The following is a 20,039-nucleotide window of genomic DNA, read 5'->3' as shown; positions in this document are numbered from 1 at the left end:
ACTAATCCAGCGCCAATACCATGCCGTCATACCCCGCTTCAAACCCTTCCGGAAGCGGATTATTCATCATCCACACGTCAAACTGATGGCTGATGTGCGTCAGGATCACTTGCGGGCAGCCAATCACCTCGTTTAGCGCAATTACGGTATTTAAGTCGCAATGGTTTCGCGGCGTTTCATCGCGCGGTTCGTGGCTGCAGTCGATAATCATCGCCTGCGGCCGGTTATTAAGCAGGAACTTCACCGTTTTTTCCGGCAACCCGGCGGTATCCGATAGCCAGGCCACGCGGCTGTGGGCCGATTCCAGCAAATACCCGAAGGTCAGTTTCGAGTGGTTGAGCGGCAACGGTGTGACCCGCATCCCCTGTAGCTCAAACATCACAAACGGTTCCACTGTATGGCTGAAGTCCAGGAGCCCCGGGTGCCTGAACAGGTCGTCACAGCCCACGTCGTCCGGCGGACCATAGACCGGAATGGTCGCCCCCACTCCCCAGCGTAGCGGGAATAGCCCCTGAACGTGATCCATATGGTAATGCGTGAGCAAAAACTGCTGGAAGCTGCCTGCCGGCCAGTCGTCCATCAGATGCGGAATACCGGCATCCAGCAAGGTAATGGCTTCATTGAATTTGACCACCGCGCTGCACGGACGACGGCGATAGCTATCCTGCAAACGCGCCCGGCGACATGCCGCGCAGTCGCAGCCAAATACCGGAACCAGCTGGGCACTGCCGGTGCCGGTTAACGTGATCGTCAGACTCATCGCATACCTCTACAGCGGTTTGGTGAATCGAAAATGGCTCTGCGTGTAACCCTCACGGACATAAAAGCGGTGGGCATCCACACGTTTTACGCTGGTCGAAAGCTCCGTTAACTCCGCTCCCGCCTGGCGTGCAACGTCTTCTGCCCAGGCCAGGAGTTGGCTCCCCACTTTGTGACCACGCGCCTGCGGCATCACTACCAGCTCCTGGATTTCACCAATCCAGCGTGCGTGATGCAGGTGAAACTGCATATGCAGGCCAATCATGCCGACGACCTGTCCGTCCAGCTCGGCAAGCTGATAACGCATATTGTGGTCTTGCAGATTAGCAAGATAACCGGTGTGAAAGGCCATATGATCGAACTCGGCCTGCTTTAACTCGCAGATGAGAGCGTAAACCATCGCCGCATCGTCGGCGGTGGCGGGGCGAAGCTGGCAGTCAGGCATGCTGTTTCTCCTTCTGACGGATCAGCGATAAAAAGGTATCGACAGACTGTAGCAAACTTCCGTCATTATTGAGGATATGACATTCAGACGGGGTATAACGCGCCGCACGCTCAAGCCGCTGGTCTATCTCACGGGCTGATTCGCGCCCTCGGTTCTGCAACCGGCTACGCAGGACATCGGGGGAAACCTGCAGGCAGACCGGCAGCAGGGCGGCTTCATATCGGGCGCGCGCTTGTTGAAGGTGCGCACGCGAACCGTTGACCAGCACGTCGAAACCCGCGTGTAGCCACAGGTCTATCTCGATACCGATCCCGTAGTAATAACCGTTGGCGTGCCAGCTAAGCGCCAGCAGGTTTTGCCCCGCGCGGGTGAAAAACTCCTGCTCGCTCAGGGCAATATGATTTTCACTTCCGGCATTCGCCGCGCGGGTAATATAGCGGTGTGCGACCAGTAGTTGCGGGTGTTCCCGCTGCCTTAACGCGGACAGCAGGCTGTCCTTACCGGAGCCGGACGGCCCCATTAGCCAGATTAGTCTTCCCATCAGAATACCCGTTTTCCCTGACGCCAGACGTGGTCGATATGAATGTGCTCACCTTTACGGTGGGCCAGCACCAGATCCGCCCGTTTACCTTCGGCAATCTCTCCGCGATCCTGAAGATTCAGCGCTGATGCCGGGTTTTTCGTCACCAGACGAATGGCCTGCGGCAGCGTGAATCTGTTACCTTCGTCGTCCGCCACCCGGAATGCCGCATCCAGCAGGCTGGCGGGGTAGTAATCGGAGGAGAGGATATCAAGCAGATCAAGTGAGGCGAGCTTGCTTGCCGCCACGTTGCCAGAATGCGAGCCGCCGCGCACAATGTTCGGCGCACCCATCAGCACGTTCATGCCGTGCTTACGGGAGGCTTCAGCTGCTTCAAATGTGGTGGGAAATTCGGCGATCACGCTACCAAGCTGATGAGATTCGAGTACATGGTCGTGGGTAGCATCATCATGGCTGGCCAGCGCGATGTTACGGTCCCGGCACATCGCAGCAATGGAGAGGCGATTCGGTTGCGACCATTGTGCTGCCAGCGCCAGTTGCTCTTCTTCATAGCGAGCCATCTCGGCATCGGTGAGAGAATACTTACCCTGGTAGTATTCGCGATATTTCTCAATATTGGCGAACTGGCGCTGCCCTGGGGAGTGGTCCATCAGTGACACCAGCGAGACCGGCTCACGACCGACCAGCTTTTCAAACAGCGGCAGGGTGGTGTGATGCGGCAGTTCGCAGCGCAGATGCAGGCGGTGCTCGGCGCGGTTGAGGCCGCGTTTTTGCGTCTCTTCCACGGCGTTAATCATCTTCTCCAGATTTTCCAGACGATCGCCCCCGTCGCGCACGTCACCAATCGCTACCGCATCCAGTACGGTGGTGATGCCGCTGGCGACCATCAGTGCGTCGTGGCTGCTCATCGCCGAATGGGCGGGCCAGTCCACTTTCGGGCGCGGGGTGAAGAATTTATCCAGATTATCGGTATGCAGCTCGATCAGCCCTGGCAGCAGCCAGCCGCCTTCGCCGTCCATGGCTTCTGGGGAGCGACTCAGGGTTTCGGCGAACGCGCGGATCACCCCGTCCTGGATCTCAATGGAGCCGCCAACCACTTCATTTTCCAGCACCAGCTTGACGTTATTGATAATCATGCGTGGGTCCCCATTGGATGCAGTCTGTCTGCCACGCGCGAACGCACGGTTTCGTCGTGGAAGATCCCGACGATCGCCGCGCCGCGCGCTTTGGCCTGCTCGATCAGCTCTACTACGGCCGCGCTGTTTTTATCGTCGAGCGAGGCGGTGGGCTCATCCAGAAGCAATATCGGGTAGTCGACGATAAAGCCGCGGGCGATGTTGACGCGCTGCTGTTCGCCGCCGGAAAAGGTCGACGGAGCAAGGTGCCACAGGCGCTCGGGCACGTTGAGGCGCGTCAGCAGGCTGGCGGCTTTGGCGGCGCAAGTTTCACGCGGCATGCCAAGATCCAGAAGCGGCTGCATCACCACGTCCAGGGCGGAGATCCGCGGGATCACCCGCAGAAACTGGCTCACCCAGCCGATCGTTGAGCGGCGGACTTCCAGCATTTTCCGTGCGGGTGCCTGAACCAGATCGACCCACTCATCGCCGTGGCGGATGTGAATATGGCCATCGTCCGGCAGATAGTTGGCATACAGGGAGCGCAGCAGGGTGGATTTTCCGCTGCCGGAATGGCCGTGCAGGACCACACATTCGCCCCTGCTGACCTCAAGTGAAGCATTTTGCAGCACCGGCAGGCGCACGCCGTTTTGCTGATGGAGCACAAAGGTTTTACTTACGTTTTGCACGCGGATCATGTTGGCCTCTTAATTCTGCAATACCGACGACACCAGCAGCTGGGTGTACGGATGATGGGGATCGTCGAGTACCCGGTCGGTTAACCCACTTTCCACCACCTGACCTTGTTTCATTACCAGCAAACGGTCTGCCAGCAGGCGCGCCACGCCCAAATCGTGGGTGACAATCACCACCGCGAGGTTCAGCTCTACCACCAGGCCGCGCAGCAGATCGAGCAGTCGCGCCTGAACGGAGACGTCCAGCCCGCCGGTGGGTTCATCCATAAACACGAGCTTCGGATGGGTGACCAGGTTGCGGGCGATTTGCAGACGTTGCTGCATACCGCCTGAGAAAGTAGTCGGCAGGTCGTCGATACGCGAGGCAGGGATTTCAACTTCTTCCAGCCAGTGTTGCGCCGTGGCGCGGATATTGCCGTAATGGCGCGCGCCGGTGGCCATCAAGCGTTCGCCGATGTTGCCTCCCGCAGAGACCTGACGGCGCAGACCGTCCATCGGGTGCTGATGCACCACACCCCACTCGGTGCGCAGCAGGCGGCGGCGCTCGGCTTCACTCATGCCGTACAGGGATGCTCCCTCATACAAAATGTCGCCATTCTGCGGCGTCAGGCGCGCAGAGATGGATTTAAGCAGCGTCGTTTTGCCTGAGCCGGACTCGCCGACGATCCCCAGCACTTCCCCCGGCCACAGCTCAAACGAGACGTCGCTGAAGCCTTTGCCAGGCGCATAAAGGTGGGTCAGGTTGTTAACCGAAAGCAGCGGTTTCATAGGCTGTTCGCCTCGCTCTGTTGGCGGCAGTAATCGGTGTCGGAGCAGACAAACATCCGTTTGCCCGTGTCATCCAGCACCACTTCATCCAGATAGCTGTGTTTCGAACCGCAGATGGCGCACGGCTCATCCCACTCCTGCACCGTAAACGGGTGGTCATCGAAGTCGAGGCTCTCCACACGGGTGTAGGGCGGCACGGCGTAGATGCGCTTTTCACGCCCGGCACCGAACAGTTGCAGCGCAGGCATCATGTCCATCTTCGGGTTATCGAATTTCGGGATTGGCGACGGGTCCATCACGTAGCGACCGTTCACCTTCACCGGGTAAGCGTAGGTGGTGGCGATATGGCCGAAGCGGGCGATATCTTCATACAGCTTCACCTGCATGATGCCGTACTCTTCCAGGGCGTGCATGGTGCGGGTTTCCGTTTCGCGCGGCTCAATAAAGCGCAGCGGCTCAGGGATAGGGACCTGAAAAATCAGGATTTGATCTTCGGTGAGTGGCGTTTCTGGAATGCGGTGACGGGTCTGGATCAGCGTGGCATCTTCGGTTTTTTCGGTGGTGTTAACACCCGTCACGCGCCTGAAGAAGTTGCGAATCGACACGGCGTTGGTGGTGTCGTCCGCCCCCTGGTCGATGACCTTCAGCACATCCGCTTCCCCAATCACGCTGGCGGTAAGCTGAATACCGCCGGTGCCCCAGCCGTAGGGCATCGGCATTTCGCGGCCGCCGAACGGCACCTGATAGCCCGGGATTGCCACCGCTTTCAGGATAGCGCGGCGGATCATACGTTTGGTTTGCTCATCCAGATAAGCAAAATTGTAGCCGCTTAAGTTAGCCATTTTCGCGCTCCCGTTGCAGGCGTTTCAGTAGTTCCAGTTCGGCCTGGAAATCAACGTAGTGCGGCAGCTTGAGGTGCGAGACAAAGCCTGCGGCCTCAACGTTATCCGCGTGGGCCAGCACGAACTCTTCGTCCTGTGCCGGGCCGGAGATGTGTTCACCGTAATCCGGGGCCTGCAGTGCGCGGTCGACCAGCGCCATTGCCATCGCTTTACGTTCACTCATACCGAACGCCAGCCCGTAACCCCGGGTAAAGTGTGGCGCTTCGTCTTCCGGAGCGACAAAGCCGTTGACCATTTCGCATTCCGTTACCAGCAGTTCGCCGATGTTCACGGCAAAACCCAGCTCTTCAGGCACAATTTCAACGTCAATGAAGCCGCTACGAATTTCTGCTGCAAACGGGTGGTTACGCCCGTAACCGCGCTGAGTGGAGTAGGCCAGCGCCAGCAGATAACCTTCGTCGCCGCGCATCAACTGCTGAAGGCGCGACGAGCGTGAGCACGGATAAACCGGCGGTGTGCGGGTAATGTCGTCTGGCGTGCTGCCGGTGTCTTCTTCGGCTTTTGCCAGCCCCTGATGCGCCAGCAGGCTAAAGACATGCGGGGAGGCATCTTGCTGCGGCTCGGCGGTGCTCAGGGAAGACGTTTCACCGTTTGCCAGCAGCGTGAAATCCAGCAGGCGATGGGTGTAATCGTAGGTGGGGCCGAGCAGTTGACCGCCAGGGATGTCTTTATAAACGGCCGAAATGCGGCGTTCCAGGCGCATCTCAGCGGTGTTAACGGGCTCACTCACCGCCAGTCTGGCAAGCGTGGTGCGATACGCGCGTAACAGAAAGATGGCTTCGACGTTGTCACCGCTGGCCTGTTTTAACGCCAGCGCCGCCAGCTCGCGGTCAGCGATGCCGCCTTCGGTCATGACACGGTCGACGGCGAGGTTTAACTGCTGCTCTATCTGGGCAACGCTCAGCTCAGGAAGCTGCTCATCACCCCGTCGTCTGTGCGCCTGTAGCGCATGGGCGGCGGCGATGGCTTTTTCGCCCCCTTTGACGGCAACGTACATCAGCATACCTCCACGTGAGTGGTTCGCGGTATCGCCAGCAGGCGTTCACCGCAGGTCAGGATCAGGTCGATACCCAGCGGGAACGGGTGGGGACGTTCGGTCAGCTCATGAATGATGCAATCCGGCAGCTGTGGCGCGACCATCCGTTCGTCAGCGATACCAGCACCGGTCAGGCGCAGCATGCGACCGCCGCTCAGACTGGAGACCTGCAAAATCAACGTGGCGCTGGTTTCCGGTGCGACGGCGCTGCCTTCGCTCAGGGCGTTGAGCTGTTCGTGGCTGATTTGCTCATCGGCCACGGCAAACACGGCTTGTCGGGGCTGTTCAACCAGCGGAGCGTTGGTGTGAAAACGCAGGTTCTGGCTGGCGATATCATTCGAAAGCGCGCCTGAGAGCCACACCGGAGTATCGTTGTCGGCAAGGGTCAGCAGTACGCTGGTGGTCGCCAGGTTTAGCGGTAGCCAGCCTTGTGAAAGCTGGTACAGCGAGACAATCACACCCGGCTCGCTCATGGCTTTCAGCAGGCGACGAAAACTCTGTTGGGCATCCTGGACGGCAAGGGTAAAAGCGGGTTGAAGCGTCATGCGTTATCTCCGCGAACGAGCGTAAAGAAGTCGACCCGGCTGGTATTCACTTCGGCCTGACGTGCGGCAAGGCGTGCGGCGCGGTCGGCTTCCAGAGGGGCGATAAGGGTTTCCATTAACGTCTGAAAATAAGGTTGTTCCTGCAAAAGCGCGTCTATCACTGCGCAATGTTCGGCATGCTGTTTATCGCGACCGAGCACGTAGCTGTAGCCCAGCGTGCCGCTCTTCAGGCGGATCACGGCTCGGGTAAGGGTGGCATCACCCGCGAAGAAGCGCTCACCGGTACCTCCCATGCGCGCCTGGATCTGTACAAGGCCGATTTCCGGCGGGCGAATAGCGTCGTAGTCCGGCGTCAGGCCGAGCGCGTTCATACGGCTGTGCAGCGCAGCAGGCTGACTGTGGGCCAGCACGCGCATCCAGCGTTGACGGGTGGCGGTATCGAAGTGCATTCAGTGCTCCATGGTGAATTCGATCATGTCGGCGCGGGTCAGACTGACGGAGTATTCCGTCGCGTCGACTTCACCGTCACGGTGGTTAAGGGTGCGCACGCAGAGCAGTGGGGCCATGTTGGGGATTTCCAGTACTTTGCTTTCTTTGGCCTGCGCGCGGCGGGCACTGATGCGCGTCTGGGTACGTCTGAGCGCAATACCGGTGGCATCACGCAGAAAGTCATGCAGTGAACCGCTGGAGAAATGTTGCAGCACAGGCCAGAGGCTCAGGTCACTGAAGTAGTGATCTATCTGGCAAACGGCCACGCCATTGACCCGGCGCAGGGTGCGCAGATGGACGACGTTGTCGCCCTCCTGAATGCCCAGCGCATCGGCTACATGGCTCGACGCCGGGCGCAGCACGGAGAGCAGTTTTTCGCTGGTGGGATGGCTGCCCTGATCGAGCAGGTTCTGGCTAAAGCGCGCCTGCGCATTGAGCGGGTAGTCGAACGGGCGCATCAGTACCAGTACGCCAATCCCCTGACGGCGCTGGACCCAACCGCGCTCGACCAACTGGTCAATGGCACGACGCAGGGTGTGGCGGTTCACTTCATAGCGATCGGCAAGCTGTTGTTCGGCGGGCAGATAGTCTCCGCAGCGGTAGTGGGTGCGCAGTTCCACTTCGAGTTTTGCCGCAATTTCTTGCCAGCGGGTTGGGTAACTGGTCGGATGTCTGGATAAGTACATATAAATCAAAGCCTCGCTTCTCAGATGAAGTGCTTACGCAAACGTTGAGAGAGGAAATCCAGCAGGCTCACTGTGATGATGATAAGTACCATCAGGGCGCAGGTTTGCTGAAACTGGAAACCGCGGATCGCTTCCCACAGGGTGACGCCAATCCCGCCTGCGCCCACCATGCCCACGACGGTGGCGGAACGGACGTTAGACTCGAAGCGGTACAGCGAGTAAGAGATCAGCAGCGGCATGACCTGGGGCAACACGCCGTAGAGAATTTCTTCGATTTTGTTCGCACCTGTTGCGCGGATACCTTCAACCGGACCCGGTTCAATGGCTTCAACAGCTTCAGAGAGCAGTTTGGAGAGCACGCCGGTGGTGTGAATGAACAGCGCCATTACCCCGGCAAACGGGCCAAGTCCAACGGCCACCACGAACAGCATTGCGAAGACCATTTCGTTAATAGCGCGGCAGGCGTCCATCAGGCGACGCACCGGCTGATAAACCCACCACGGTACGATGTTTTCGGCACTCATCAGGCCAAACGGAATGGAGAGAATGACGGCAAGGGCGGTACCCCAGACGGCGATTTGCAGGGTAATCGCCATTTCGCCGAGATAATCCTGCCACTGGCTGAAGTCCGGCGGGAAGAAGTCGGCGGCGAAGGTTGCCATGTTGCCCGCGTCTTTGAAGAGCAGGAGTGGATCCATCTCCGCGCCCTTCCAGGAGATAACCAGCACCGCCAGCAGGATGGCCCAGCTTATCAGCGAGAACCAGCTGCGCTTCGGCGGCGGGAGGGTGATGGTTTGCATGTTGGCTCCTTTGGGTTTAGTCCCCTCTCCCTTGAGGGAGAGGGAGAAAAGATCTACTGCACTGCTTTATTCACGCTGGTCATGGCGCCAAGTGCGGCGGTCAGGCGGTCGAGATCGTCCAGTTGCGCCTGAATCGCGGCGACTTTGCTGGTTTTCTCCTCGTCCTTCAGGCCGTTGTTGTCCTTCACACCCTGCATCTCTTTAAACAGCGCCAGCTGGCGAATCGGCACCAGTTGCAGGTCGCTGGATGCGCGGAACGGCGCCCAGCCCAGTTTCGCCAGAACTGCCTTCTCTTCCGGCGTTTTGCCGTAGTTCATAAAGAAGTCGTAGACCTTGTCCTTGGTGCTCTCAGAGAGATTTTTGCGCCATACAATCGGGTCGCCCGGGATCAGCGGTGATTTCCAGATGACCTTCAGCTCTTTGAGTTTGTCCGGTGCGGAGGTCTTCAGTTTGTCGAGGTTTTCGGTGTTGTTGGTGGCAACATCCACCTGCTTGTTGGCCACGGCCAGGGCGTTAGTTTCGTGGCTGGCGTTGACGGTGCGCTTGAAGTCGCTGGCAGACGCATTGTTCTTGGCGAAGACGTAGTAGCCAGGGACCAGGAAGCCAGAGGTGGAATTCGGGTCGCCGTTACCAAAGGTCAGATCTTTGCGTTTGGCGAGCATGTCGTTGAGGTTATTGATTGGGCTGTCTTTATTGACGATCAGCACACTCCAGTAACCCGGGGAGCCATCTGCCGCAACGGTCTGGGCAAAGACCTGGCCGTTCGCGCGATCGACTGCTTCCATCGCAGAAAGGTTGCCGTACCAGGCGATGTCCACTTTGTTAAAGCGCATCCCCTGGATGATGCCGGCGTAATCCGGTGCGAAGAAGGCGTTCACTTTGATCCCCAGTTTGGTTTCCATATCTTTCAGGAACGGTTCCCACTGAGGTTTGAGATTCTGCTGTGATTCCGTCGAAATAATGCCGAAGTTCAGCGCTTTTTCCTGTTCTTCCGCGTACGCAGGGCTGAACAGGGTGCTGATGCTGAACATACTGGTAAAGGCCAGTGCGGCAACGGCTTTGTAGCTCATGTACTTTCCTCGGATCGGGTTGGGTTATGCAGCCTGCGCGTTCTCGTCGACGCGGTTAATGCTGCGGTAGAGATGGTCAAAACGGTCGTTATCAAACTGATGGCTTGCGCCATCAAAGAACACATGGCCCTGACGCAGCGCGACAATGCGCTCGCAGTAGCGCAGGGCGTAATCCACCTGATGCAGCGTCACCACCACGGTGATGCCGTCGTTCTGGTTAATATCACGCAGGGTTTCCATCACGATGCGCGCGGATTCCGGGTCGAGCGAGGCAATCGGCTCATCGGCAAGGATCACTTTGGCTTTTTGCATCAGCGCACGGGCAATCGCCACTCGCTGCTGCTGACCACCGGACAGGGTGGAGACACGCTGGTGGGCGAAATGCGCCATGCCAACGCGAGTCAGCGCCTGCAACGCTTGTTGTTTCTGAGAAGGGGAAAACCAGCGCAGACAAGTGCGCCAGAACGGCGTGCTGCCGAGAGCGCCAATCAGGACGTTCTCCAGCACGGTCAGGCGGTTCACCAGGTTGAACTGCTGGAAGATGTAACCTGTTTGCGCGCGGCTTTTACGGATATCACTCGCCAGACGGCCCGCGCGCTGCACGGTGTTACCCAGCAGTTCGACGTGGCTTTCCGGTGCTTTATCGCAGGTAATAAGGCCGCTCAGGTGGCGCAGAAGGGTGGACTTACCTGAACCGGATGGCCCCAGCAGTGCCACCATTTCGCCCTGCTGGACGGTCAGATCAACGGCATGCAGAGCCTTGTTATGATGAAAGGTCTTGCTCAGTTTCTCGACGCGGATGACAGTTTGCATATGCTGGGCCTCACGATAAATGTGGCCTCATGCTGGCGCATCAATATGACATTTGGGTTAAGTCTGGGTTGCGGAAGTTTGAAGAGTTGAGTGGAGTTTGATGACAGGCGGAGGCAGACTGCCCACCGCCCGAAAATTAGTGCTGCTGCTTAACGACGTTAATCATCCACGGCACGCCGTATTTATCGGTGACTTTACCGAAACCGTGCGCCCAGAAGGTTTCCTGCCAGGCCATTTCGATATTCCCGCCAGCGGCAAGGTTGTCGAACCAGCGTTTGCCTTCATTGACGTCCTGGGTGTCGAGAACCAGCGTGAAGCCCGCATACTGAGCGTTGCTGCCCGGCGGCATCCCGTCGCTCATCATGATATCGCTACCCGCAATGCGGACGTTAGAGTGGGCGATCGCCGAATCCGGGAACTGCATACCGGAGGGGCAGCCTTCTTCGCTGTTATCGCTTTTTGGCATCTCGCCGAAGGTGATTTTATAAAGAAGCTCTGCGCCGACGGCTTGCTGATAGAAGGCGGTGGCCTCTGAGCAGTTACCGGCAAATGAGATGTAGGGACTTAACGGCATAATCTTTACCTCACGTAAGAAAAGCCCGTTAAGTGTAGTTCCTGAAGGCCCGGTATGCGAAGCGCCACCGGGCAGGTCAATCAGTTCTTTTTCACGAATTCAGATTTCAGCTTCATCGGACCAAAGCCGTCAATTTTGCAGTCGATGTTATGATCGCCTTCAACCAGACGGATATTCTTCACTTTGGTGCCAATCTTTAGCATGGAAGAGCTGCCTTTCACTTTCAGATCTTTAATCACGGTGACGCTGTCGCCATCCGCCAGCAGATTGCCGTTTGCATCTTTTACGACAAGTGCATCAGCATCTTGTGATGGTTCGGCATCATTCCATTCATGGGCGCATTCCGGGCAGATAAACATGCCATTATCTTCGTAAGTGTATTCAGAATTGCATTTTGGGCAGTGTGGGAGTTGCATATCGGTATCCTCAAAAAGTGTTAACGCGCTGGAAAGTGCCAGCTAAATGACGGCAGAGTGCCGAAAAAGGCGGCAAGTATAGCGCAAATCCACATGGTTGTCGGTGATATTGTGAATTAAAAAAATGTAAAAAGCGTATCGCGGGTGACATTTCCTGTCAGTCAGTTAAGCGATGCTTATGCCATTAACACGGTGGGAAGAAATGGCGTTAAATATATCGAATATTTTATTGCAGCAAATTGCTACGTTCCTTCATTTCGGATAAGGTGAAGCAACACATTGTTATTTATCTCCGGACTTCCCCGTCATTCATATCTTATGGCGGTGACGCATTACCTCTCTTTTTAGGTGGGTAAATAACGATGATATATCCTGAAGTTTCTTAAAAATGGGCTACGCTTTTTTCTTTTGGCTGTCTGGCCAGGAGGAGAGTGTCACACGCCATGCAGGGATAGTGAATTATTTCTGATTAGCATCAATCAGTTATATTTCGGCGAACATGTTTTCCACACGTGATCATATAAGCCTGAACAACATAATAAAAACCAGTGGCTTAATAAAAGTAATAAATTTGCGTTAAGGAAAGGCTTTTATCATGCACACACAGACAATTTTTGAATTAAGCCAGGAAGCTGAGCGTTTGTTGCAGCTTGCACTGCAAAACCTCGATACGCTGAAATCAGTGCCGACGGCGATGCTGGAGAGCACTACGACGGCGATTACGGGTGAAAAGAACAACGTTTTGCCTTTGCATTTTAGCGCGCGCGGCGTCGAAGCACAGCAGGCAATGTTGAATAATGAATTACGGAAAATAACCCGTCTGGAAATGGTTCTGGCAATTGTTGGTACCATGAAAGCGGGGAAATCGACCACCATTAATGCGATTGTGGGCACTGAAGTGTTGCCGAACCGCAATCGTCCGATGACAGCGCTACCGACATTGATCCGTCATACACCGGGTCAGAAGGAGCCAGTGCTGCATTTCTCTCATGTCTCGCCGATTGATGATTTGATCCGACTGCTACAGAAAAAGCTCTGCGATAACGATCGTGGGAAACTGGCTCAGCGTCTGGAAATTGATAAAGACATGAATATGCTGCTGGAGCGAATTGAAAAAGGGGAAGCTTTTGAGAAGCATCACCTGGGCGCGCAGCCGATATTTCATTGTCTGAAAAGCCTCAATGACCTCGTCAGACTCTCCCTGGCGCTGGGTGTCGAATTTCCCTTCTCTGAGTACGCGGCTATCGAACACATTCCGGTGATTGAAGTGGAGTTCGTGCATCTTGCGGGTCTGGATGCTCACCTTGGTCAGCTGACACTGCTCGATACCCCAGGGCCTAATGAGGCCGGACAACCGCATCTGCAAAAAATGCTTAGCGAGCAGTTGTCCCGTGCATCGGCAGTACTGGCAGTGATGGATTACACCCAGCTTAAATCTATTTCTGATGAAGAGGTCCGCCAGGCTATTTCGGTCGCGGGGAAATCAGTGCCGTTGTATGCCCTGGTCAATAAATTCGATCAGAAAGATCGTAATAGCGACGATGAAGAACAGATCAGGGCGATGATCTCTGGCACGCTCATGAAAGGCAATATTTCACCCGGGCAGATCTATCCTGTTTCATCAATGTGGGCGTATCTGGCGAACCGCGCCCGCTACGAGATGATCACCCACGGACAACTGCCTGATCACCAGGATCAACCCTGGGTTCAGGATTTTGCCGAAGCTGCCCTGGGACGTCGCTGGCGTACGGCGGACCTGGACGATATCGACCATATTCGTCATGCCGCCGATCTGTTGTGGGAAGATTCATTATTTGAACAACCGATACGCAAACTGATTTACGCCGCCTATGCCAATGCGTCGTTATTTGCGCTGCGTTCGGCGTCGCATAAGCTTCTAAACTACGCGCAAAATGCCCGGGAGTATCTCGATTTTCGTTATCAGGGGCTGACCGTGGCCTTTGAGGAACTCGAACTCAATATTACGCGGATTGAAGAGGATATGGCGCAGCTGCGGACGCGTCAGCAGGTGGTTAGCGATGAAGTGAAGCATGAAGTCGAGGAAGCGCTGAATGCAACGGATGACTTTATGGCGTTGCAGAAAAGTGCGCTTCAGCAGGCGATTGGTCATATTTTTAGCCGTCACAATATTCTTGATTTGGCCGGGAGCGATCCGCTGAATCTTCGTCACGATGAACCGGAAGCGCTTAAACAGCTGACGCTGGAAGATGAGGGGCAGGCGCAGATTGTGCTGAGCAAAATCCGTTCATCCTGCGAGCTGGTCATGCTGGATGCGCAGACGAAGATCTGTCGGGAATTGGCGTTACGTTTTGATCAACTGGAGTCTACGCTGGCGCGTTCACTGAATGAAGCGATGCGGCCTATTGAAACGCGTATTAAAGAACATCTGAGCCATGCTGGTTTTCGGGCTCGGATTAGCTTCCCGGCGTTTCAGGCCAACCAGCTTAACTTCAACACGCGGGCGCTGTTTAACGATGCAATTGCGCAGGATAACACTCCGGCAGGCCAATCATCTGGCGGGAGCAGCATGCGTGAAACTGTCTCTCGCTGGCTCAATAATCCTGGCTGGGGTTGGGATGATTATGTCGAAACGCGCACGCGTTATGTTATCGATATTGCACAGCTACATGACAAATTTAAGCAACATATTGAGCAGTTTTGTGAACAAATCCGTAAAGCTTTATCCGCGCAGGTCGATGTCTCTGTTACGGCAGGAATGGCAACGTTCTTTGCAGAATTTTCGTTATGCCTGACCGGGTTACAGGAAAGCTTGCGTGATAGCCTCGCAGTGCGTCAACAAAATGAGCATTCAACCCGAGCGCTCTGCCAGTTGTTGAAGCAAAGTATCACTACTGCGACGTGGATTCAGGAAGATACCCGACTGTTACGCGATGACATTCAAACTCTATTCGCGGCAGAGCAACCATGACAACACAACTACTGGACGGTCCCGGGAGAACGCTGGAGTGCATTAATCCAAAATTTATGGTCGATCTGGTGCAGGGGGTTGATGCGGCGCGCCATCCCCACCAGGGACCACAACAGCTGCAGTTTCGTGAGCGTTTGACTCAGGAGATCATGACGCATACCCGGCTACGCCCCTGGGCAATGGCTGGAATGCTCAATGAAAATGCGGCGTTACGCCTTGGGCTGGCAGAAAAACTGGCCGGTATGCTTGACCCGGGCCATCTCGCGCTGACGCTGATGGCCGATAAACTGATGGCACTGCGTCAGCAGACTCACCCGCGGGCTCCGCAATCACCGGGCCTGATGCAGCAGTACGCTGAACTCTCCTCTCATTTTACTCAACGTGCAGCTTATAAAGAAAAGGCGCTGACCCAACGCGGATTAACGGTGCAGGCGGGTGAGCACAGTGAGCAAATTTTTACCCGCTGGCGAGCCGGGCTCTATGATGGCTGGTCTCTGGCCGGGCGCTGCTTTGTCGTCCTGGAAGAACTGCGCTGGGGGGCATTTGGCGACGCATGTCGCCTGGCAAATGAAGATGTGTCGGCAATGCTCAAGGATAACTTACGCAGCATGGCGGCGAACTATCTGGCGCAAGGCATCAATGCCTCTCCCTCTACCCGCCATTTTTATCATCAGTGGTTAACGACGCCTGCTTCTCCTGGATTGATCGATCATAAAGATATGCTGGGCTGGTTGGGTGACTGGTGCCAGGCGGATAAGCATCCTGTGAGCTGGTCAGTGACGCAAAACTGGCAAACCGTCGCGCTGGGTATGCCGAGGCTCTGTTCGGCAAAACGGTTGGTGGATGGGATGATGGAAGAGATTTTTGGGTGAATCCCTTACACATCTTCCCCCCTTTCCCCACAGGGAAAAGGGGGGCAGATGTGATGTGTTAATGATTCATTTCTATTGGTTTCGGTTCAGGCTGGGACTCTTGCCTATTTCCGTAACGTTTTGCATACAGTGCCGTGATGATGGGCACCAGGATCGCGGTAACAATCACGCTGGCAGCAACCAGTGCCGTCGCTGACGCGGCCACCGGTTCGAAGGCCGGATTTATTTGGGCAATGATCACCGGGTTTGCTACCGCCGCACCTGCGGCTGAAGAGGCGGCGACACCCGCCGTTCCGTTTCCTCCCCCAATCACGCGGTCGGCAATAATCAGCGGAATACCGGTGATGATGATGACAGCCACACCCAGCACAATACCCAGCAGGCCTGTATCAAGAATGACGTTCAGGTTGATGGTGTTACCCAACGCGAAACCGAAGAACGGGATCAGTACTGGAGTGGCTTTGCTAAAGAAGTCACGCAGATCGTGGTCCAGGTTACCCAGGGCGAAACCGATCAGAAATGGCAGGATCGCGCCGACAAAGTGGTGGGGTTCAAATGATGCCAGGCCAGCAGACCCCAGAATCAGCATCGTCATCAGCGGGCCGGATTCCAGAGACATCAGTACAAATGCCCCCGACTCTTCTTTCGTTCCATACTGGTTCATCAGGCTGGCATACAATCCACCGTTGGTCATATCCATCGCAGAGACAATTGCCAGAACTGATAAACCGGCGAAGAACCCGGTCTGAATTCCATTCTCCGGAATGAACATTGCACATATCATTGCCACAGCCCAGGCGACCGCTATTTTGGTTATCACCAGCGTACCGGATTTACGTAATACGGTACCCGTTGCCCGCAAATTAATGGATGCGCCAATACAAAAGAACCAGACTGCCAGAATGGGAACAGTGCCGGTTATCATTCCTTTTGTGAAACCACCAAAATAAGCCCCGGTATCAGGAGCCAGGGTATTCAGGATGGCACCCAGTACAAGCGGAACCAGCATCATGCCGCCAGGTATGCGTTCTATCGTGGCCTTTATCTTCATATATAACCCTCACATCTTATCCCGCGAAACGGGTGATGATCGCTAAAAATAATTCATTAAATTCAATTGATTGAATGTTTTTTTGTGAATTTATTTCGATGGACATGCAGCAAAAAATAAACGTGTATTCTCGTTTAGCCATGTTTGAAAACACATGTAACGTTGTATTCGGATTTATCATGCGATCAATGGAATGTTGATTCAACAAAAACAAAACAATGTTTTAGTTATCTTTGTCACATATTCAATGTAAATTTTTGGATGGGTTCTTGATGGTAGGGGCTTATGTAAATCTGATGTGAATTAATGTGGTTTTTTTTCAGTTACAAAAGAAATAATGACGTGCGCGAGGATATTCTTGTAGGGGGAATGAGGAAGGTCTTATTGGCGCTAATTGACAAAAACTTAGCTCAGTTGAACTTATGCGCAAATTAGTGTGAAGTTGATCACAAATATAAACGCTGGTAGGGTAAAAAGGTCATTAACTGCCCAGACAGGCGTCAACAGGTTCGGTTGTATCGTCGTGAAACGTCAATGTAAGTAAACCTGCTACGCTTGAATAAGGCGATTCGCATGGAGCGGATCCCATGGTTCACAGAACGCAAACTGGACTGTGAAACAGACAGGGCCGAGTCTACGAGGATAGCTATGCTGAGAAGGAAAAAGATTAAACCCATTACACTTCGCGACGTCACCATCATTGATGACGCAAAACTGCGTAAAGCCATTACCGCAGCCTCGCTCGGTAATGCGATGGAGTGGTTCGATTTTGGTGTCTACGGCTTTGTGGCCTATGCGTTAGGTAAAGTGTTCTTCCCCGGGGCTGACCCCAGCCTGCAGATGATTGCCGCACTGGGTACGTTTTCCGTTCCCTTCCTGATTCGCCCGCTGGGCGGCCTCTTCTTCGGTATGCTCGGCGATAAATATGGTCGCCAGAAGATCCTTGCCATTACCATCGTCATTATGTCGATCAGTACGTTTTGTATCGGCCTGATCCCGTCGTATGCCACGATCGGGATCTGGGCGCCGATTCTGCTGCTGATATGTAAGATGGCCCAGGGCTTCTCCGTGGGTGGTGAGTATACCGGTGCCTCGATTTTCGTCGCAGAGTATTCCCCGGACCGTAAGCGTGGCTTTATGGGGAGCTGGCTGGACTTTGGCTCGATTGCCGGGTTTGTCATGGGCGCGGGCGTAGTAGTACTGATTTCAACTGTGGTAGGGGAAGATAATTTCCTCGACTGGGGCTGGCGTATCCCGTTCTTCCTGGCCTTGCCGCTGGGGATCATTGGTCTGTACTTGCGTCATGCGCTTGAAGAGACACCAGCATTCCAGCAGCACGTCGAACAACTGGAGCAGGGTGACCGTGAAGGGCTGCAGGAAGGTCCGAAAGTGTCGTTCAAAGAGATTGCCACTAAGCACTGGCGCAGCCTGCTGACCTGTATTGGTCTGGTTATTTCTACCAACGTCACCTACTACATGCTGTTGACTTATATGCCGAGCTATTTGTCGCATAACCTGCATTACTCGGAAGATCACGGTGTACTGATTATTATCGCCATTATGGTTGGTATGCTATTTGTACAGCCGATTATGGGCTTGCTGAGTGACCGCTTTGGCCGTCGACCGTTTATTATCCTGGGGAGCGTTGGGCTGTTTGCCCTGGCAATCCCGGCATTTATTCTGATTAACAGTAATGTACTGGGGCTGATTTTCGCGGGTCTGTTGATGCTGGCAGTGATCCTTAACTGCTTTATTGGGGTGATGGCCTCCACCTTACCCGCGATGTTCCCGACACACATTCGCTATAGTGCGCTTGCCGCTGCCTTTAACATTTCGGTGCTGATTGCCGGTCTGACCCCGACCCTTGCCGCCTCGCTGGTGGAGAGCACGCAGAACCTGATGATGCCTGCTTATTACCTGATGGTGATAGCGGTGATTGGTTTGATTACCGGTATTGCTATGAAGGAGACGGCAAATCGTCCTCTGAAAGGGGCAACGCCTGCCGCATCCGATATCCAGGAAGCGAAAGAGATCCTGCGTGAGCACTACGATAATGTTGAGCAGAAGATTGAGGATATTGACGCAGAGATTGAAGAACTGCAGAAAAAACGCTCCCGACTGGTGGATCAGCATCCACGCATCAACGAGTAATAAAAGAAACCCGCCAACGGCGGGTTTTCTTTTATTAGCATCCGGCGGCGATGTAGTCGCCATTGGCGCTGATGGGGATCACTGTCAGGAACAGGATCGTCGCGAACAGGATCAGGACTATCCCTCCGGCTATTTTGACTACCGGTACCAACCATCTTAGTGAGGCACTTCCTCCAAACCAGGCCACGGTACGCTCACGGGCGTAACGTACTGCCAGTGAAAGTCCCATAATAGAGAGTGCCGTTCCCAGAGACATGGTCATTACTGCGGCCATCCCCCAGGTGACTATGCCCAGCGCGTTCGAGAACATCAGGATCATGATTGCCCCGCTACACGGGCGCGCGCCAATTGCCAGAATCACACCCAGGCGGGTTTTCCAGTCGCCTTGTGTCAGATTCGCTCCCACGCCATGGTGGCTACAGCCACAATGTTCGTCATGTTGATGGAGGGGCTTGATGGCTGAAATAGTCATCCTGTGCGGACGCAGGCTCTTAAGCGACTGGTAAATGATAAATGCACCAAATGCGCCAATGAGTACTGCGCTTATCTTCTCAACATACCAGCGGCTGGTACTGATATCCCCTGATGCGAGGTTAAACCCTACCGCCAGAATAAAGACGAAAATAATGGCGCTGACGCCTTGCATCAGGCTGCCAAGGAAAGGGACGACCCGGGCGGCCAGCTCGCTTTCCTTATTTGTAGTCAGGTAGGTCGTCACGATGAACTTTCCGTGCCCGGGGCCAATGGCGTGGAGAACGCCATAAAGGAAAGCTCCCGTTAATAGCCATAATCCGCCGCTGTACTGGTGGTTATTAAGCTGCAGCAAATACATCACCAGATAACGGTGCAGCGTAATTTGCGTGGCCAGGCACCACTGTATAAAGGCATTCCAGTGCGTATGCAGGGTGAAACCGGCAAAGAGGATCGCCAGCAACATCAGTCCTGCTGTGGGGATACGCCAGTCACGGGGGAGGCGTTGTGTGGTCATGAAGGTGGCCTGCGGAGGAGAATATTTGCCGCTAGTATAGTTGATCTTCCTCCTCGGTTCGCAGGATCACGCCAGGATCTATGAATAATTGTGGATAACTCTGTGTGTAAATGGGTATAAAGCGGGGTTTTGCTGGGGAATGCAGCAGTCAGTCATTTTTTTGCAACTTTTCGGTTGCGGCCTGCGGAGAACTCCCTATAATGCGCCTCCATCGACACGGCAGATGTGAATCACTTCACAAACAACCCGGTCGGTTGAAGAGAAAAAATCCTGAAATAACGGGTTGACTCTGAAAGAGGAAAGCGTAATATACGCCACCTCGCAACGGTGAGCTGAAAGCCGCGTTGCAACTGCTCTTTAACAATTTATCAGA

At 54.8% G+C, this 20,039-nt stretch carries 21 protein-coding genes; 3 read left to right on the top strand and 18 right to left on the bottom strand.

The annotated features are described in order from the left end of the window. Position 1: 1 nt before the first annotated feature. From phnP to WB237_RS20750, 16 genes are all read right to left on the bottom strand, one after another. On the bottom strand, positions 2-760 hold the full coding sequence (gene phnP, locus WB237_RS20825; RefSeq protein ID WP_336216028.1) for a phosphonate metabolism protein PhnP: 759 nt from the start codon (positions 758-760) through the stop codon (positions 2-4). Between the two features lie 9 nt (positions 761-769). Further along, the gene (phnO, locus tag WB237_RS20820; protein WP_336216026.1) at positions 770-1,204 is read right to left on the bottom strand and encodes an aminoalkylphosphonate N-acetyltransferase; all 435 of its coding nucleotides are present in this window, start codon (positions 1,202-1,204) and stop codon (positions 770-772) included. Further along, the gene (phnN, locus tag WB237_RS20815; protein ID WP_336216191.1) at positions 1,197-1,748 is read right to left on the bottom strand and encodes a ribose 1,5-bisphosphokinase; all 552 of its coding nucleotides are present in this window, start codon (positions 1,746-1,748) and stop codon (positions 1,197-1,199) included. The genes phnO and phnN overlap by 8 nt, the downstream gene beginning before the upstream one ends. Beyond that, on the bottom strand, positions 1,745-2,881 hold the full coding sequence (phnM, locus tag WB237_RS20810) for an alpha-D-ribose 1-methylphosphonate 5-triphosphate diphosphatase (RefSeq protein ID WP_336216023.1): 1,137 nt from the start codon (positions 2,879-2,881) through the stop codon (positions 1,745-1,747). Before phnM ends, phnN begins: the two co-directional genes overlap by 4 nt. Continuing rightward, positions 2,878-3,558, bottom strand: coding sequence for a phosphonate C-P lyase system protein PhnL (phnL, locus tag WB237_RS20805; protein WP_336216021.1), 681 nt, complete (start codon positions 3,556-3,558; stop codon positions 2,878-2,880). The genes phnM and phnL overlap by 4 nt, the downstream gene beginning before the upstream one ends. 9 nt (positions 3,559-3,567) lie before the next feature. Beyond that, a complete protein-coding gene (gene phnK / locus WB237_RS20800; protein ID WP_006177354.1) occupies positions 3,568-4,323 on the bottom strand; it encodes a phosphonate C-P lyase system protein PhnK in 756 nt (251 codons plus the stop codon). Further along, positions 4,320-5,165, bottom strand: a complete 846-nt coding sequence (gene phnJ / locus WB237_RS20795; RefSeq protein WP_049007713.1) for an alpha-D-ribose 1-methylphosphonate 5-phosphate C-P-lyase PhnJ — start codon at positions 5,163-5,165, stop codon at positions 4,320-4,322. The genes phnK and phnJ overlap by 4 nt, the downstream gene beginning before the upstream one ends. After that, positions 5,158-6,222 (bottom strand): carbon-phosphorus lyase complex subunit PhnI, encoded by a 1,065-nt coding sequence (locus WB237_RS20790; RefSeq protein ID WP_336216016.1) that lies wholly within the window; start codon positions 6,220-6,222, stop codon positions 5,158-5,160. Before WB237_RS20790 ends, phnJ begins: the two co-directional genes overlap by 8 nt. Further along, on the bottom strand, positions 6,222-6,806 hold the full coding sequence (gene phnH, locus WB237_RS20785; RefSeq protein WP_336216014.1) for a phosphonate C-P lyase system protein PhnH: 585 nt from the start codon (positions 6,804-6,806) through the stop codon (positions 6,222-6,224). The genes WB237_RS20790 and phnH overlap by 1 nt, the downstream gene beginning before the upstream one ends. Beyond that, a complete protein-coding gene (gene phnG, locus WB237_RS20780) occupies positions 6,803-7,255 on the bottom strand; it encodes a phosphonate C-P lyase system protein PhnG (RefSeq protein ID WP_336216012.1) in 453 nt (150 codons plus the stop codon). Before phnG ends, phnH begins: the two co-directional genes overlap by 4 nt. After that, entirely contained in the window at positions 7,256-7,981 is a 726-nt protein-coding gene (phnF, locus tag WB237_RS20775) for a phosphonate metabolism transcriptional regulator PhnF (protein WP_114979508.1), read from the bottom strand. A gap of 20 nt (positions 7,982-8,001) precedes the next feature. Further along, entirely contained in the window at positions 8,002-8,781 is a 780-nt protein-coding gene (phnE, locus tag WB237_RS20770; RefSeq protein WP_028017893.1) for a phosphonate ABC transporter, permease protein PhnE, read from the bottom strand. Between the two features lie 53 nt (positions 8,782-8,834). Continuing rightward, on the bottom strand, positions 8,835-9,851 hold the full coding sequence (phnD, locus tag WB237_RS20765) for a phosphonate ABC transporter substrate-binding protein (RefSeq protein WP_336216008.1): 1,017 nt from the start codon (positions 9,849-9,851) through the stop codon (positions 8,835-8,837). A 24-nt stretch (positions 9,852-9,875) separates the two neighbouring features. Beyond that, positions 9,876-10,664, bottom strand: a complete 789-nt coding sequence (gene phnC / locus WB237_RS20760; RefSeq protein WP_108089428.1) for a phosphonate ABC transporter ATP-binding protein — start codon at positions 10,662-10,664, stop codon at positions 9,876-9,878. Between the two features lie 136 nt (positions 10,665-10,800). After that, positions 10,801-11,238, bottom strand: a complete 438-nt coding sequence (gene yjdN, locus WB237_RS20755; RefSeq protein ID WP_114979504.1) for a VOC family metalloprotein YjdN — start codon at positions 11,236-11,238, stop codon at positions 10,801-10,803. A gap of 80 nt (positions 11,239-11,318) precedes the next feature. After that, entirely contained in the window at positions 11,319-11,654 is a 336-nt protein-coding gene (locus WB237_RS20750) for a zinc ribbon domain-containing protein YjdM (RefSeq protein ID WP_114979503.1), read from the bottom strand. A 595-nt stretch (positions 11,655-12,249) separates the two neighbouring features. Between WB237_RS20750 and crfC the strand changes: the two genes are divergently transcribed. Then, the gene (gene crfC / locus WB237_RS20745) at positions 12,250-14,604 is read left to right on the top strand and encodes a clamp-binding protein CrfC (protein ID WP_336216004.1); all 2,355 of its coding nucleotides are present in this window, start codon (positions 12,250-12,252) and stop codon (positions 14,602-14,604) included. Continuing rightward, positions 14,601-15,476, top strand: coding sequence for a diguanylate cyclase regulator RdcB family protein (locus tag WB237_RS20740; RefSeq protein ID WP_336216002.1), 876 nt, complete (start codon positions 14,601-14,603; stop codon positions 15,474-15,476). Before crfC ends, WB237_RS20740 begins: the two co-directional genes overlap by 4 nt. 58 nt (positions 15,477-15,534) lie before the next feature. Here WB237_RS20740 and kdgT read toward each other — a convergent pair whose 3' ends face one another. Further along, positions 15,535-16,527, bottom strand: coding sequence for a 2-keto-3-deoxygluconate transporter (kdgT, locus tag WB237_RS20735; RefSeq protein ID WP_049007705.1), 993 nt, complete (start codon positions 16,525-16,527; stop codon positions 15,535-15,537). Positions 16,528-17,175: 648 nt separating this feature from the next. On the opposite strand from kdgT, the gene proP reads away from it, so the two are divergent. Continuing rightward, entirely contained in the window at positions 17,176-18,678 is a 1,503-nt protein-coding gene (proP, locus tag WB237_RS20730; protein ID WP_114979499.1) for a glycine betaine/L-proline transporter ProP, read from the top strand. Positions 18,679-18,712: 34 nt separating this feature from the next. On the opposite strand, the gene WB237_RS20725 is transcribed toward proP, so the two are convergent. Then, positions 18,713-19,666 (bottom strand): nickel/cobalt transporter, encoded by a 954-nt coding sequence (locus WB237_RS20725; protein WP_336215998.1) that lies wholly within the window; start codon positions 19,664-19,666, stop codon positions 18,713-18,715. Positions 19,667-20,039: the final 373 nt, after the last annotated feature.

Origin of the sequence: Enterobacter sp. P82 (genome assembly GCF_037053385.1) — a bacterium.
Taxonomy (GTDB): Bacteria; Pseudomonadota; Gammaproteobacteria; order Enterobacterales; family Enterobacteriaceae; genus Enterobacter.
This window is presented reverse-complemented; position numbering and strand designations above follow the sequence as displayed.

Bases quoted from the DNA above. Each gene is read 5' to 3' on its own strand.
- WB237_RS20725 (WP_336215998.1), bottom strand. From the start codon at position 19,666: ATGACCACACAACGCCTCCCCCGTGACTGGCGTATCCCCACAGCAGGA.
- WB237_RS20790 (WP_336216016.1), bottom strand. From the start codon at position 6,222: ATGTACGTTGCCGTCAAAGGGGGCGAAAAAGCCATCGCCGCCGCCCAT.
- yjdN (WP_114979504.1), bottom strand. From the start codon at position 11,238: ATGCCGTTAAGTCCCTACATCTCATTTGCCGGTAACTGCTCAGAGGCC.
- WB237_RS20740 (WP_336216002.1), top strand. From the start codon at position 14,601: ATGACAACACAACTACTGGACGGTCCCGGGAGAACGCTGGAGTGCATT.
- phnO (WP_336216026.1), bottom strand. From the start codon at position 1,204: ATGCCTGACTGCCAGCTTCGCCCCGCCACCGCCGACGATGCGGCGATG.
- phnJ (WP_049007713.1), bottom strand. From the start codon at position 5,165: ATGGCTAACTTAAGCGGCTACAATTTTGCTTATCTGGATGAGCAAACC.
- phnK (WP_006177354.1), bottom strand. From the start codon at position 4,323: ATGAAACCGCTGCTTTCGGTTAACAACCTGACCCACCTTTATGCGCCT.
- phnP (WP_336216028.1), bottom strand. From the start codon at position 760: ATGAGTCTGACGATCACGTTAACCGGCACCGGCAGTGCCCAGCTGGTT.
- crfC (WP_336216004.1), top strand. From the start codon at position 12,250: ATGCACACACAGACAATTTTTGAATTAAGCCAGGAAGCTGAGCGTTTG.
- phnM (WP_336216023.1), bottom strand. From the start codon at position 2,881: ATGATTATCAATAACGTCAAGCTGGTGCTGGAAAATGAAGTGGTTGGC.
- phnG (WP_336216012.1), bottom strand. From the start codon at position 7,255: ATGCACTTCGATACCGCCACCCGTCAACGCTGGATGCGCGTGCTGGCC.
- phnL (WP_336216021.1), bottom strand. From the start codon at position 3,558: ATGATCCGCGTGCAAAACGTAAGTAAAACCTTTGTGCTCCATCAGCAA.
- kdgT (WP_049007705.1), bottom strand. From the start codon at position 16,527: ATGAAGATAAAGGCCACGATAGAACGCATACCTGGCGGCATGATGCTG.
- phnC (WP_108089428.1), bottom strand. From the start codon at position 10,664: ATGCAAACTGTCATCCGCGTCGAGAAACTGAGCAAGACCTTTCATCAT.
- phnD (WP_336216008.1), bottom strand. From the start codon at position 9,851: ATGAGCTACAAAGCCGTTGCCGCACTGGCCTTTACCAGTATGTTCAGC.
- WB237_RS20750 (WP_114979503.1), bottom strand. From the start codon at position 11,654: ATGCAACTCCCACACTGCCCAAAATGCAATTCTGAATACACTTACGAA.
- phnE (WP_028017893.1), bottom strand. From the start codon at position 8,781: ATGCAAACCATCACCCTCCCGCCGCCGAAGCGCAGCTGGTTCTCGCTG.
- proP (WP_114979499.1), top strand. From the start codon at position 17,176: ATGCTGAGAAGGAAAAAGATTAAACCCATTACACTTCGCGACGTCACC.
- phnH (WP_336216014.1), bottom strand. From the start codon at position 6,806: ATGACGCTTCAACCCGCTTTTACCCTTGCCGTCCAGGATGCCCAACAG.
- phnF (WP_114979508.1), bottom strand. From the start codon at position 7,981: ATGTACTTATCCAGACATCCGACCAGTTACCCAACCCGCTGGCAAGAA.